The organism is Caulobacter sp. 17J65-9 (assembly GCF_010975005.1).
In the GTDB taxonomy this organism is placed as follows: domain Bacteria; phylum Pseudomonadota; class Alphaproteobacteria; order Caulobacterales; family Caulobacteraceae; genus 17J80-11.
Genome location: NZ_JAAIVC010000121.1, coordinates 1 through 12,372, shown reverse-complemented (window position 1 = coordinate 12,372; position 12,372 = coordinate 1). Strand labels below are relative to the sequence as shown.

The following is a 12,372-nucleotide window of genomic DNA, read 5'->3' as shown; positions in this document are numbered from 1 at the left end:
TGCTCGAGCCGGTCGGCCGCAACACCGCCGCGGCCGCGGCCGTCGCCGCCGCCCTGGTCGGGGCCGCCGATCCCGACGCGCTGGTGCTGCTGGCCCCGGCCGACCACGTCGTGGCCGACCCGGAAAGCTTCTGGCGCGCGGTCGAGGCCGGGGCGGAGGCCGCGGCCGAGCGGATCGTCACCTTCGGGATCCGGCCCTCGGCGCCGGAGACCGGCTACGGCTACATCCGCTTCGCCGAGCCGCTGAGCGAGGGCGTGTTCGCGGTCGACCGCTTCTTCGAGAAGCCCGACCGGCCCACGGCCGAGGCCTATCTGGCCGCCGGCGACTATGTCTGGAACGCCGGCATCTTCCTGTTCTCGCCCGCCGTGCTGCTGGCCGAGCTGGCGCGCTGGCGGCCCGACGTGCTGGCCCAGGCGGCCGAAGCCCTGGACCGCGCGCGTCGCGACGGCGCGGACGTGTGGCTGGATCCCGAGGCCTTCGCCCTCTGCCCGGACGTGTCGCTCGACTACGCGGTCATGGAGAGGACCGCCCGGGCCGCGGTCGTGCCCTGCGAGGTCGGCTGGGCCGACGTCGGCAGCTGGGGCGAGCTGTGGCGCCACGGCGAGCGCGACGGCGACGGCAACCGGGTGCGCGGCGAGGCCGTGCTGCTGGAGGCGAGCGACTGCCTGGTGTGGTCCGACGGGGTGCCGATCGCCGTGCTGGGCGCGGAGAACCTGGTGGTCGTCGCGACCGCCGACGGCGTGCTGGTGGCGCCGCGCGAGCGCAGCCAGGACGTCAAGCGCGGGCTGGAGCAGCTGCGCCGGCTGCGCGCGGCGGCGCCCTAGCCCGGCGAGGCCTCAGGCGAGGCCCTGCGCCGCGGCGGCCGCCGGCTTCAGGCACACCAGATCGCCGTGCCCGGCCTTCAGCAGCGCGTCCAGGTCGGGGATCGGCGTGCAATCGGGGAAGGTCTCGCTTCCCTTGGCGCCCGGGACGATCGCATAGACCCGGAAGCCCTCGTCGCCCAGCAACGCCCACATGCGCCGGACACGCTCGCGGTTTTCGGGAAGCGCCGCGAAGTTCGGGCTCCATTCCATGATGATCGACAGCCCTGGCGAGCGGCGGAGGACCTGTTCGGCGCCGATGATGGCGGCCGGCTCGCAACCCTCGATATCCATCTGCAGCACGTCGACGGCCTCGATGTCGGAAAGCAGGACGTCGAGCGTCTCGGTGACGACTTCGGCCTCGGCGTAGAACCCGTGCCAGGGGACGACCTCATGATGCTCCCGCTTCATGCGGGCGATCTTGTCGCCGTCCCAGAAGCAGTCCTCGATGGTCCCCTCGCACCGGTCGTCGCCCCGCAGGACGGAGCCGCCGCCGATGAACTGCGGGTCGAAGGTCAATCGCACCGTCAGGCCCCCGGCGTCCGAGACGGCGCACTGGTGCACGCGCACGATGTCGGGATAGCCGGACGCGTAGATGCTGCGAATGAGATCCGAGACCAGGTGCGGATTGGCCTCGACCGAGACCACCCGGCCGGTGCGCCCGACCAGCGACGCGCCCAGAACGGTGTAGTAGCCGAAGTTGGCGCCGACGTTGACGTAGGTCTGCCCGGGCCGAAGCAGGGTCCTGACCACCGCCGTGGTCCACGGCTCGATCACCCCGTCGCGTGCGACGCCCAGGCCCACGTCGAGGTTCCAGGCCGGCACCACCAGGTAGCCGAAGGGAAGACGCACCATCAGCCGCTCACGGCCGATATACTGGACGCGGCCCGCATCGCCGCCCGCCGACGGGGCCGCCGGCGCCGCGCGGTCGGCGCCGGGCTCGTCGCCCAAGGGGGGCGTCAGCGCGGCCGCGAGATGTCCGATGTTGTTTAGCGCGTCCGAGAGCACGAGGGGCTCCGCCAACGACAGGTCGTGGGCGTGCATGCCCTCGCGCGCGACGCCGACGCGCTGGGCCAGGTAATCTATGTGCATGCGCATCTCGCCGGCCAGGGCCGCCGAGCGCGTGCCTGGACGATCGCGGATCACGGCCTGGGCCAGCGCGTCGGCCGCCGCCAGCAGCGCCCCCGTCGAGGCGGGCGGGTCGTCGGTCAGCGCGACCGGGCCGAGCAGCGCCCAGACCGGCTCCAGCAGGTGATCGGGCGACACGGCGCCGTACAGGGCGTGGGCCTGGCGCAGTTCCGCCAGCCGCGCCTGCGTCGACACCCCGGCCGCCTTCGGGTTGGGATCACTCATAGCGCACCCCTGCGCTTGCCACAGCAAAGTCCCGTCACGCGCACGCCTCCGTACCGAATTGAAGGCCTTGAGCCGCCCGAACCGGGCGGCGACGACGTCAGCGCTTGCGATAGACGATGCAGGCGGCCTCGCCGGCCTCGTTGTGGAAGGTGTGGATCGGCTCACACACGGCGGCGAGAATCCCCTGGGCCGGGCGGGTGCTGGCCCAGTTGACGTCGTCGAACACGATCACGCCGCCGGTCGCGACCTTGCGGACGTAGAGCACCACGTCCTCGGCCGAGCCGTAGGTCGAATGGCCGCCGTCGACGTGCAGGAAATCGATGCGGTCGAACAGGCCGATCGCCCGCTGGGACGTCGCTTCGACCACCCCGACCTGCGAAACCAGGTCCTCGTCGACCAGGAAGCGCAAGAACTCCCGCTTTATGCGGGCGTAGTCGACGTCGCGCCACCAGACGTCGTTGACCGCATGCGTGCTGAATTCGAGCGACGCTTGCGGGGACCAGGATTCGATCCCCCAGAGCTTGCCGATCCCGTTCTCCCGCAGCGCGGCGGCGCAGGGGGCCAGGGAACGGCCGCCGTAGATCCCGATCTCGACGCAGACTTCGGGCTTCTGCGAGAGGACGGCGCGGGCCAGGTACTCGGACTTCTCCCGCGTGCACCAGCCCTCCAGCCGGGCTTCGGCCCGGTCGGTCACCTCGACGACCGCCGCAGGCAAGGCCATGTCCGTCGGAATCGCCCCGATCGCCGGCGACAGGCGGGCGATCTCGGCGGCGGCGAGCGCGATCTTGACCAACGCCTCCGAGAGCACCGGCGGCTCCACCGCCACGGCGTCGCTGGCCAGCAGCAATTCGGGGGTGACCCCCGCCCGTTCCGCCACGTTGCAGATGTGGCCGCGCATGGCGCGCGCGTGGTTGGCGCGCGCGCCGCCGGGATGAGTGCGGGTCAGAGCTTCCGCCAGCAGGTCCGCGGCCGCGAACAAGGCCCGCGGCGCGTGCGGCGGCTCGCGCGTGCCGGCGATGGGCGACAGCAGGGCCCAGGCGGGCGCCAGCAGCACCGTCGGATTGGCGACCCCGTGCTCGGCGTAGATCGCCTGCAAGACCGCAAGCCGCTCGTCCACCGCCGCCTGGTCGTGGGCCGCGATCATGATCATGCGTTCGTTCGCCGGCATCTGTCTCCCCGCCTGCAGGTCGGCCGACGGCGGGCGCGCCAGGCCCGCCGTCCCGTGGCTCGCGTCGTCAGTGGCTCATGAAAATCGTCGCCGCGACCGGTTCGCCAAGCGCGTAAGCCGGCCCGTCCGGCGTGTTCTGGCGCATCGGCAGGCCGAGCTTCGAGAAGTTGCGCAAGGTGTCGCGCGGATCCAGCCCGCGGGCGCTGATCGCCTCCGGATGCATCTCCAGCATCCACAGGCGCACCTTCTTCAGCCGCTCCAGCTGGCTCAGCGAGATGTCGTGCTCGGCGCCCTCGACGTCGAGCTTGACCACCGAAGGCTTGAGGTCGGCGTACTGGGCCAGGGTGCGGATCTTGGCCGGCAGCATCAGGTCGCCCGAGGTGCTGGAGATCTTGGCGTCGCGCAGGGAGATCTCGATCTCCTCCTCGCGCTGGCCGATGCCGACGGTGTGGACCTCGACGTTGTCGAGGTAATTCAGCCGTGCGTTGAAGGCCGTCGACAGGGTGTTCCAGGGGAAGGGGTCGAAGGCGTGGACCTTGCCCGCCGGGCCGACCGCCAAGGCGTACCAGGCGGCGGTGAAGCCGGCGTTGCAGCCGACGTCGAAGACCACGTCGCCGGGCTGGATCGACTGGGTGCGGGCGTAGTGCACGAAGCTCCAGTCGAGCTGCATCTGGTCGTACCAGAGCTGCGACTCACGGTGGAAGATCAGCATCTCGAAGTGGTGGCCGCCCTGCATCTGGTCGATGACGTAGGGGGTGACGCGCTCGTAACTGCCGGTCATCGGCGCCTTCGCCTCGATGGCGTCCAGTTCGCGCTGGAACTCGTCGATCAGACGCTGCTTGCCGAGAGGAAGTCTTTTCATGGCCGGCTCCGACGGAGTGCTGGGGCAGGCTGCGCCGCGGACGGCGAAGCCGCCCATAGAACTTGAGGCAGCCAAGCTTGTTCCGTCAGGCGATCGCGGCGATCCGGGGCTCTTCGGAGAGCGTCCCGGCGCTCCTGCTCACGATGCTTTCGATCCGTCCGTTCTCCAGGTGCACGATCCGGTCGCAGGTCCGCTCGAGCAGGGCGTAGGAGTGGGAGGCCAGGACCAGGGCGCCGGCGCGGCCGACGAAGGCGTCCATGCGCGCCTGCGCCTTCGCCATGAAGTTGACGTCGATGACGCCCAGCCACTCGTCCATCAGCAGGATCTCGGCGTCCAGGGCGGTGACCACCGCGACCAGCACCTTCATCATCATGCCCGACGACATCATCCGCAGCGGCAGGCCGAGGTAGGCCTCGTTGAGTTCCGTCCAGGCCCAGATCTCGCGCACCCGGTCCACCGTCGGCTCGACGGCGCCGATCCGCAGCAGGGTGCAGATGTTCTCGTAGGCGCTCGCCTCCATGTTGGCGCCGGCGGAGGCGCCCAGCAGGGCGGCGGTCCGGCCACGGACTTCGATATGCCCGTGGCTGGGCGGATAGATGCCCGCCATCACCCGCAGCAGCGACGATTTTCCCGAGCCGTTCGGGCCGTAGAGGCCGAGCCGTTCGCCGCTCTCGACCTGCAGGGTGACGCCGCTCAGGGCGCGGATCGCCTTGTACCCTCGGGCGGACGCGCCGCCGAACAGGGCCTTGCGGAAAGAGCGGTCCTCGGCGTCGAGCAGGGGGTAGTCGAGCTCGACGGCCTTGAGTTCGATCACATTGGGCATGTCAGATCCAGAAGGCGGCGTACTTGAGACGAGAGCGGGAATAGAGCGCACCGAGTCCGAGCAGGGCGGTGACGGCCGCCGACACGCCCAGGGCGGTCCAGTCCATCTCCCCCTTCATCAGCGGGTGACGCCACGCCTCAAGCAGGTGCAGCATCGGGTTCAGGCGCAGGAACTGCGCGTTGTCGGACTTGGCGATGCTGAGATCCCACAGCACCGGCGAGATCACGAACAGCAGGAACATGCTGGACTCGATGATGCGGATCAGGTCGCGCCAGCGGGCGCAGGCGGGCGCGACGATCATGGCCAGGAACGCCGTGCTGAGCACGAACAGGATCAGACCCGGGATCGCCATCGCCGCGCCGGCCACGCTGCCCTGCCGGAAGACCAACAGGGCGACGATCGCCACCGGCACGGTGTGGCCCAGGATCATCAGGTTACGGATCACCGTCTGCCAGATGAAGACCTCCGGCGGGACCCCTCGGTCCTTCACGTACGACGCGCCCCCGATCAGGGCGTAGGCGGCCTCCGACACGGTGGAGACGAAGAACGTCCACATCACAATGCCGACCGCGAAGAACGGCAGAAACTGAGTGATCGGAACGCCGAAAAGGCGCGAGTAGACGAAGCCGATGCCGCCCACCATGAGCAGCACGTTCAACGTGATCCACCACGGGCCTAGAACCGCGCGGGTGTAACGCAGCCGGATGTCCGACCAGGACAGATGCGAGGCCAGCGCCATACGCCGGCTCTGCTCGGCCCAGGTGAAGGTCATGCTCACGCTCCCTCGAACCGCCGCCCCGCGACGCCCAAGCGCCGCGGCTGGGCCCGGCGCCTCATCAAAAGGATTGGGCTGCTGCGCCGGTTCCAGCGCGGCGTAGAATTCTCCCCGCACGCCTGACGGGAGCCACGCGCCGCCTTCGTCGTTCTAGGCCCGACGTTTCAACGGTTCGGAGCGCCCGGATGAAGGTCGTCGTGGTCGTCGGCACGCGCCCGGAAGCCATCAAGATGGCCCCGGTGATCGAAGCGCTGCGGGAGGCGCCCGGCGTCGAGGCGCGGCTGTGGTCGACCGGCCAGCACCGGCGGATGCTGGTCCAGGTGCTGGAGCTGTTCGGGCTTTCGGTGGACCGCGACCTGGAGGTGATGCGGCCCGACCAGACCCTGAACGGCCTGTTCGCCCGGGTGGTCGAGCGGGTCGATGCGGCGCTGGCCGAGGAGCGGCCGGACTTCCTGCTGGTGCACGGCGACACCACCAGCGCGGCGGCGGCGGCGACGGCGGCCTTCCACCGGCGGGTCCCGATCGGCCACGTCGAGGCCGGCCTGCGCAGCGGTCGGCTGGGTCAACCGTGGCCGGAGGAATTCAACCGCCGCCTGGTCGACGTGGTGGCCGAGCAGCTCTACGCCCCGACCGAGCTGGCCCGCCACAACCTGCTGGCCGAGAACCTGGGGCCGCGCACGATCCTGGTCACCGGCAACACCGTGGTCGACGCCCTGCTGGAGACGGTCGGGCGCATCGAGGCCTCGCCGGCGACCCGCGCGCGGCTGGACGAGCGGTTCGGCTTTCTGAACCGGGCGAAGAAGCTGGTGCTGGTCACCGGTCACCGGCGCGAGAGCTTCGGCGAGGGGTTCCGCAATATCTGCCGGGCCCTGGCCGCCGTCGCCGACCGGCCGGACACCGAGATCCTCTATCCCGTCCACCTCAACCCGAACGTCCAGGCCCCCGTGCGCGAGAGCCTGAGCGGGCGGCCGAACGTGCATCTGGTCGAGCCGGCCGACTACCAGGCCTTCGTCTATCTGATGGCGCGGGCCGACCTGATCCTGACCGACTCCGGCGGGGTGCAGGAGGAGGCGCCGTCGCTGGGAAAGCCGGTGCTGGTCATGCGCGACGTGACCGAGCGGCCGGAAGCGATCGAGGCCGGTGTGGCCAGGCTGGTCGGGTCAGACCCGGCGGCGATCGTCGCGGCGGTCGAGGCGGCGCTGGACGCCGGAACGCGCCCCGCCCCGGCCAATCCGTACGGCGACGGCCAGGCGGCGCGGCGGATCGTCGAGGCGGTGCTGAGCCGTCAGTAGGCCTCGGCCAACTCCGCCGCCGGCGGGAAGGCCCGGGCCTCGTGCTCGGCGTGCCAGGCGAAGGCGGTGCGCACCACCGAGTCCAGGTCGTGCTTCGGTTTCCAGCCGAGGCCCTCGCGGGCCTTGCGGTTCTCGGCCACCAGCACCGGCGCGTCGCCCTCGCGGCGCCCCGCGGTCTCGACCGGGAAGGGCCGGCCCGAGGCGCGCTCGACCGCGGCGACCAGCTCCTTCACCGTCGTGCCGGTTCCGGTGCCGAGGTTGAAGACGTCGCTCTCGGCCCCGTCCAGCAACCGCTGCAGCGCCGCCACATGCGCGTCGGCCAGGTCCAGCACGTGGACGTAGTCGCGCACGGCGGTGCCGTCGCGGGTGTCGTAGTCGGTCCCGAACAGCTTGAAGCCCTTGCGCCGGCCCAAGACGGTCTGGACCATCAGCGGAATGGCGTGGGTCTCCGGCTCGTGCCGCTCGCCGATCCGCCCGTCCGGATCGGCCCCGGCGGCGTTGAAGTAGCGCAGCGCCACCGAACGGAAACCCGAATAGCGGGCGTAGTCGGCCAGGGCGTGCTCGACCATCAGCTTGGAGCGGCCATAGGGATTGAGCGGCGCCTGCGGGTGGGTCTCGTCCATCGGCAGGCGAACCGGCTCGCCGTAGGTGGCGCAGGTCGAGGAGAACACCAGCTTGTCCACGCCGGCGCGCCGCGCCGCCTCGATCAGGGTCAGCGTGCCGCCGACATTGGTGTCGAAGAAGCGGCCCGGCGCCTTCACCGACTCCCCGACCTCGATCAGGGCGGCGAAGTGCAGGACCGCGACCGGCTTCCAGCGGGCGAAGGCGGCGTCCAGGCGCGCCCCGTCGCGAATGTCGCCGCGCTCCAGCGGGCCCCACTTCACGAAGGCCTCGTGGCCGTTTGACAGGTTGTCGTAGACCACCGGGGTGAAGCCGGCCTCGGCCAGGCGCAGGCAGGTGTGCGATCCGACGTAACCGGCTCCGCCGGCCACCAGCACCGTCCTCGTCATGTCAGCCTCCGTCCCCGCTCGCTTGGTCGCATAACAGCGACGCTTGCAGCAACTCCGAACCGGCGGCTCAGGTTGCGCGCTCCAGCGGACGGGCCAGCTTGATGGCGATGGCCACGAACACCGACCACTGCAGGTCGTGGTAGTCCAGCGCCCAGACCTCGGTCAGCGAGGTCAGGGTCGAGACGATCAGAACCGGGACGGCCAGATAGAGCCCGGCGTCGCGGGTCAGGCGGGCCAGCACCCGGATCCAGACCTCGGCGAACCAGATGGCCCAGGCGACCAGGCCGACCAGGCCGAAGCTCAGCCAGGTCTCCAGCCAGCTGTTGTGGGCGTGGCCGGGCTTGAAGCCGGCGTCGCGGAAGATCCAGGCCGACGGATCCCACGGCCCGCGGTGATCCCACAACACGCCGTAGCCGAAGCCGGTCCAGGGGCGGGTCTCCAACTGGCGCATGGCCGCCTCCCAGATCTGGGTCCGACCGGTGAAGGTGGCGTCCTTGCCCAGGAACTCGAACAGCACGTCGGGAAACAGCAGGAAGCCGGCCGCGGCCATGGCCACGCCGGCCACCGCCGCCCAGACCGCGACCACCGCGACGACCGGCCCGCGCCGGCAGATCCACACGAACACCATGCCCGCCCCGCCCAGCAGGAGCGCCATCAGCGAGGTCTTGGAGGTGGAGAGGAGAACCAGCAGCAGGCAGAGCCCCGCCGCCGCGCTCCACAGCTTGCGCCGCCAGGGCGCCAGCACGGCGGCCGAGGCGCAGATCCCGAAGCCGAGCGCCATCATGCCGCCCAGCGCATTCTTCTCGAGATAGAGGCCGCGCCAGGAACCGGGGAACAGGTCCGGCATGCGCCCATAGCCGGGCGCCCCCGCCCCCAGCAGGAAGCTGCCGACGGCGACCAGGGCGAACACGGTGGCCAGGGTCTCGGCGATGCCCGCCCAGGAGCGCCGCCCGGCCAGGGCCACCCCGGCCAGGGTGGTGAAGGTGAGCGCCAGGGCCCGTCGCACGGTGGCGTCCGGGGCGATCGACCACGAGGTGGTGGCGAAGGCGAAGATCAGCAGCCCCAGCATGATCGGCGCGCGCAGGCCCGGCAGCAGGCTGCGCGGCCCCTCCAGGGCCAGCACGAACAGGCTGGCGGCGTAGGCCAGGAAGAAGGTGTTGCGCAGCAGGCTGGAGTCGCCCGCGTCGGCCCAGCCGGTCACCGGCGCGGTCCAGGCCTGGGAATAGATCAGCAGCAGGAAGACGGTGGCCGCCCCGGCCAGCCAGGTCGCGGGCGAGGCGTCGGCGCGTCCGCGCCAGGCCGGGTGGGCCGGCCAGACGTTTCCCGCTGTTCCCTCGCCGCTCGCGTCCACGTCCGCCCCCGCGCTCGTGTGGTTAATGCGGCGTAGGGGGTTAAGCCTTTGCTTCAGACCGTTTCCGGTGGCTAGGTTCTCTCCAAATCACCCGGGGGCGGGAAACATGAAGCGCGTTCTGTGGGCGACGGCGACGGTCGCGAGCCTGGCCTTGTGCGGTTCGGCGGCGGCGGACTGGGAATACACTCGCTGGGGCATGACGGCCCAGGAGGTGGTCGCGGCCTCCGGCGGACAGGTCGCGCTCGACGCTGGAACCTCTGGCGACCGGACAAAGGGCTTCACCGTCGGCGCCGTCGGCCGTTACGAGTTCGAGGGCTATCACTTCCGCTCCGTGTTCTATTTCAACGACTCCGGCCTGGCGTTGATCAAGAACGAGGCGGAGTTGAAGGGCTACGACCACTGCATGGACCTGATCGACCACGTGCAGGCCCTTTACGGCGCGCCGGAAGCCAAGATCGACGAGCAGTTCATGACGGCGCGGACCTGGCACGACCCGAAGACGATGAACTTCGCCTCGGTGCTGGCCATCAACAGCGACAACGGAAGCTGCAGCCTCGACTTCCAACCGCTGGCCGCGGTCCTTGCGGAGCAGAAAAAGAAGCGCCGTTAAGGGGCCCGCTCAGTACAGCATCCTGAACCGCAGGGTCCCCGGCACCGCCTTCAGCGCCTCGATCGCCTCGGGGCCGTAGTTCTGGTCGACGTCGGCGACGACGTAGCCGACCTGCTCGTTGGTCTTCAGGTGCTGGGCTTCGATGTTCAGGCCGTGCTCGGCCAGCACCCGGTTGATGGCGGCCAGCACGCCCGGCTGGTTGCGGTGGACGTGCAGCAGGCGGTGCGCGCCCCTCACCTCCGACAGAGCGACGTTCGGCAGATTGACCGAGAAGGTGGTGTCGCCGCGGTTCAGGAAGCCCAGCAGCCGTTCGCTGGCGAAGTCGGCGATGGCTTCCTGCGCCTCCTCGGTCGAACCGCCCACGTGCGGGGTCAGGATGACGTTCTTCAGGCCGCGCAGCACGCTCTCGAACGGCTCGTCGTTGGTCTTGGGCTCTTCCGGGAAGACGTCCAGCGCCGCGCCGGCCAGCTTCCTGGCCTTGATCGCGGCGGCCAGGGCGTCGACGTCGACCACATGGCCGCGGCTGAGGTTCAGCAGCACGGCCGAGGGCTTCATCGCCGCCAGCTCCTCGGCCCCGATCAGGTTGCGGTTCTCGGAGCGGCCGTCGACGTGCAGGCTGACCACGTCGGCCGCGCCCAGCAGCTCGCGGAGCGTGCGCACCTTGCGGGCGTTGCCCATCGAGAGCTTCTCGGCCACGTCATAATAGATGACGCTCATGCCCAGCGCCTCGGCCAGCACCGACAGCTGCGAGCCGATCGCGCCGTAGCCGACCAGGCCCAATGTCTTGCCGCGGATTTCGCGCGCGCCGGTCGCCGACTTGTCCCACTTGCCGGCGTGCATGGCCTTGGACTTGTCGGCCACGTCGCGCAGCAGGGCGACGACCATGCCGATGGCCAGCTCGACCACCGAGCGGGTGTTGGAATAGGGCGCGTTGAACACGGCGACGCCGCGCTCGCTGCAGGCGGACAGGTCGATCTGGTTGGTGCCGATGCAGAAGGCGCCGACCGCCAGCAGCTTGTCGGCCGCGGCCAGCACCTTGGCGGTGACGCGGGTCTTGGAGCGGATGCCCAGCACGTGCACGCCGGCCACGCGCTCGATCAGCTCGGCCTCGTCCAGCGCGCCCTTCTCGACCTGGACGTCGTAGCCCTCGTCCCGGAAGCGCTGGACCGCCTCGGGGTGGACGTTCTCCAGCAGCAGCACGCGCATGGCGCTGCGCGGATAGGACCAGCGGCCGCCCACGCCTTCCCTGTGCAGCACCTCGTCCAGCGAGCGCGCCACATGGTCGGCGGCGTCGATCACCTTCGGGCGGGTGACGTTCTCGGTGAAGGCGTAGAAGCGCTCGGCGGCGCCGGCGGCGCGGATCTCGTAGTCGGTCCAGCCGTCGCCGATCACCACCACGTCGCCGTCGAGGTTCAGGGAGCGGACCACCTCGACCTTGCCGCCGTCGCGCGACAACGGGTTGGCGTCGTCCAGGCCCGTAGCCCGGCCTTCCGCGTCGAACTGCAGGCGGTTGGCCAGCACCCGGTCCGGGCTCACGCCGAAGGCGCCGACCACCGGCTCGATGAAGTCGTGGAAGCCGCCGGAAATGACGAACACCCGGTCGCCGTAGCGCTCGAAGAAGGCGCGGTTGCGCTTGAACGAGGCGGTGACCCGGCCGGACAGCTTTTCGACCAGCGGCGCCAGGTGCTCGCGGCGCACGCCCAGGATGCCGAGGCGCCGGCGGATCGACTCGCCGAAGCCGACCTCGCCGCCCATGGCCTTGTCGGTCAGCTCGCGCACCGCCTCCAGCTTGGCCGCACGGTCCGGATCGTCGGCCAGGGCGATCTCGCCCAGAACCTCCAGGGCCTCGACCTCCGTGAAGGTCGAATCGAAATCGATCACGAAATACGGTGTGGCGCTCATGCCCCTAGAGAGCGCTTCTTCGCACTCGCAGCAAGGCCGACGCTCGTCGAGCAGTGTTCTTCTCGCCAAGCTTTTGTTAATAATCTCGACCGGCTTCAGTCGCCCGAGGGACGGATGGCGCAGAAGGGACGAGTCAAGGTCGCGCGCGCCGCCCGCAAGGGCCGGCTGCGGTTCGATCCGCTCTGGATTTCCGACACCTTCGGCCTGCTCGGCCTGGCCGCCGTCGCCGGCGCCGTGGTCGTCCCGGAGCTGGCCGGGACCGCGGCCGAGCCGCTGCGCGAGTTCGGCGGGGTGCTGGCGGCCGCGGCCCTGTCGGTGCGCGTCCTGAACTTCAGCCTGCACCGTCGCGCCGCCCGCGCCGACGCC

At 70.4% G+C, this 12,372-nt stretch carries 12 protein-coding genes and 1 pseudogene; 4 read left to right on the top strand and 9 right to left on the bottom strand.

Going from position 1 to position 12,372, the window contains the following annotated elements; translation table 11 throughout:
- Positions 1-824 (top strand): sugar phosphate nucleotidyltransferase (locus tag G3573_RS15715; RefSeq protein WP_163262327.1); only part of this gene is annotated, 824 nt, incomplete at its 5' end.
- Positions 825-836: 12 nt separating this feature from the next.
- Here G3573_RS15715 and G3573_RS15710 read toward each other — a convergent pair.
- The 5 genes from G3573_RS15710 to G3573_RS15690 all read right to left on the bottom strand — a co-directional run bounded on the left by G3573_RS15710 (position 837) and on the right by G3573_RS15690 (position 5,838).
- Positions 837-2,213: an FkbM family methyltransferase gene (locus tag G3573_RS15710; RefSeq protein ID WP_163262325.1), complete on the bottom strand. Its 1,377-nt coding sequence runs from the start codon at positions 2,211-2,213 to the stop codon at positions 837-839.
- 97 nt (positions 2,214-2,310) lie between these two features.
- Positions 2,311-3,381: a class I SAM-dependent methyltransferase gene (locus G3573_RS15705; protein WP_163262323.1), complete on the bottom strand. Its 1,071-nt coding sequence runs from the start codon at positions 3,379-3,381 to the stop codon at positions 2,311-2,313.
- A 67-nt stretch (positions 3,382-3,448) separates the two neighbouring features.
- Positions 3,449-4,243: an FkbM family methyltransferase gene (locus tag G3573_RS15700; RefSeq protein WP_163262321.1), complete on the bottom strand. Its 795-nt coding sequence runs from the start codon at positions 4,241-4,243 to the stop codon at positions 3,449-3,451.
- An 85-nt stretch (positions 4,244-4,328) separates the two neighbouring features.
- On the bottom strand, positions 4,329-5,066 hold the full coding sequence (locus G3573_RS15695; protein WP_163262319.1) for an ATP-binding cassette domain-containing protein: 738 nt from the start codon (positions 5,064-5,066) through the stop codon (positions 4,329-4,331).
- Position 5,067: 1 nt separating this feature from the next.
- Entirely contained in the window at positions 5,068-5,838 is a 771-nt protein-coding gene (locus tag G3573_RS15690; protein ID WP_163262317.1) for an ABC transporter permease, read from the bottom strand.
- Between the two features lie 188 nt (positions 5,839-6,026).
- Here G3573_RS15690 and wecB point away from each other — a divergent pair, with 188 nt between their 5' ends.
- Positions 6,027-7,133: a UDP-N-acetylglucosamine 2-epimerase (non-hydrolyzing) gene (gene wecB, locus G3573_RS15685; protein WP_163262315.1), complete on the top strand. Its 1,107-nt coding sequence runs from the start codon at positions 6,027-6,029 to the stop codon at positions 7,131-7,133.
- Here wecB and galE read toward each other — a convergent pair.
- On the bottom strand, positions 7,127-8,143 hold the full coding sequence (gene galE, locus G3573_RS15680; protein ID WP_163262313.1) for a UDP-glucose 4-epimerase GalE: 1,017 nt from the start codon (positions 8,141-8,143) through the stop codon (positions 7,127-7,129). The genes wecB and galE overlap by 7 nt on opposite strands.
- A gap of 67 nt (positions 8,144-8,210) precedes the next feature.
- Complete coding sequence (locus tag G3573_RS22590; protein ID WP_163262311.1) at positions 8,211-9,494, bottom strand: O-antigen ligase; 1,284 nt, start codon at positions 9,492-9,494, stop codon at positions 8,211-8,213.
- 106 nt (positions 9,495-9,600) lie between these two features.
- On the opposite strand from G3573_RS22590, the gene G3573_RS15670 reads away from it, so the two are divergent.
- Entirely contained in the window at positions 9,601-10,104 is a 504-nt protein-coding gene (locus tag G3573_RS15670) for a hypothetical protein (protein ID WP_163262309.1), read from the top strand.
- Positions 10,105-10,113: 9 nt separating this feature from the next.
- Here the strand turns inward: G3573_RS15670 and serA are convergent, their stop codons facing one another.
- Complete coding sequence (gene serA, locus G3573_RS22585) at positions 10,114-11,343, bottom strand: phosphoglycerate dehydrogenase (protein WP_346427399.1); 1,230 nt, start codon at positions 11,341-11,343, stop codon at positions 10,114-10,116.
- A 132-nt stretch (positions 11,344-11,475) separates the two neighbouring features.
- Positions 11,476-12,006, bottom strand: a pseudogene (locus G3573_RS22580) (HAD-IB family phosphatase); the annotation flags it as partial.
- Positions 12,007-12,120: 114 nt separating this feature from the next.
- Between G3573_RS22580 and G3573_RS15660 the strand changes: the two are divergent.
- A partial coding sequence (locus G3573_RS15660; protein WP_163262305.1) for a hypothetical protein occupies positions 12,121-12,372 on the top strand: 252 nt, incomplete at its 3' end.

What these genes read in the sequence shown, in the direction of transcription:
- G3573_RS15705 (WP_163262323.1), bottom strand. Translation starts at nt 3,381, where the DNA reads ATGCCGGCGAACGAACGCATGATCATGATCGCGGCCCACGACCAGGCG.
- G3573_RS15670 (WP_163262309.1), top strand. Translation starts at nt 9,601, where the DNA reads ATGAAGCGCGTTCTGTGGGCGACGGCGACGGTCGCGAGCCTGGCCTTG.
- G3573_RS15695 (WP_163262319.1), bottom strand. Translation starts at nt 5,066, where the DNA reads ATGCCCAATGTGATCGAACTCAAGGCCGTCGAGCTCGACTACCCCCTG.
- G3573_RS15710 (WP_163262325.1), bottom strand. Translation starts at nt 2,213, where the DNA reads ATGAGTGATCCCAACCCGAAGGCGGCCGGGGTGTCGACGCAGGCGCGG.
- G3573_RS15700 (WP_163262321.1), bottom strand. Translation starts at nt 4,243, where the DNA reads ATGAAAAGACTTCCTCTCGGCAAGCAGCGTCTGATCGACGAGTTCCAG.
- wecB (WP_163262315.1), top strand. Translation starts at nt 6,027, where the DNA reads ATGAAGGTCGTCGTGGTCGTCGGCACGCGCCCGGAAGCCATCAAGATG.
- galE (WP_163262313.1), bottom strand. Translation starts at nt 8,143, where the DNA reads ATGACGAGGACGGTGCTGGTGGCCGGCGGAGCCGGTTACGTCGGATCG.
- G3573_RS15690 (WP_163262317.1), bottom strand. Translation starts at nt 5,838, where the DNA reads ATGACCTTCACCTGGGCCGAGCAGAGCCGGCGTATGGCGCTGGCCTCG.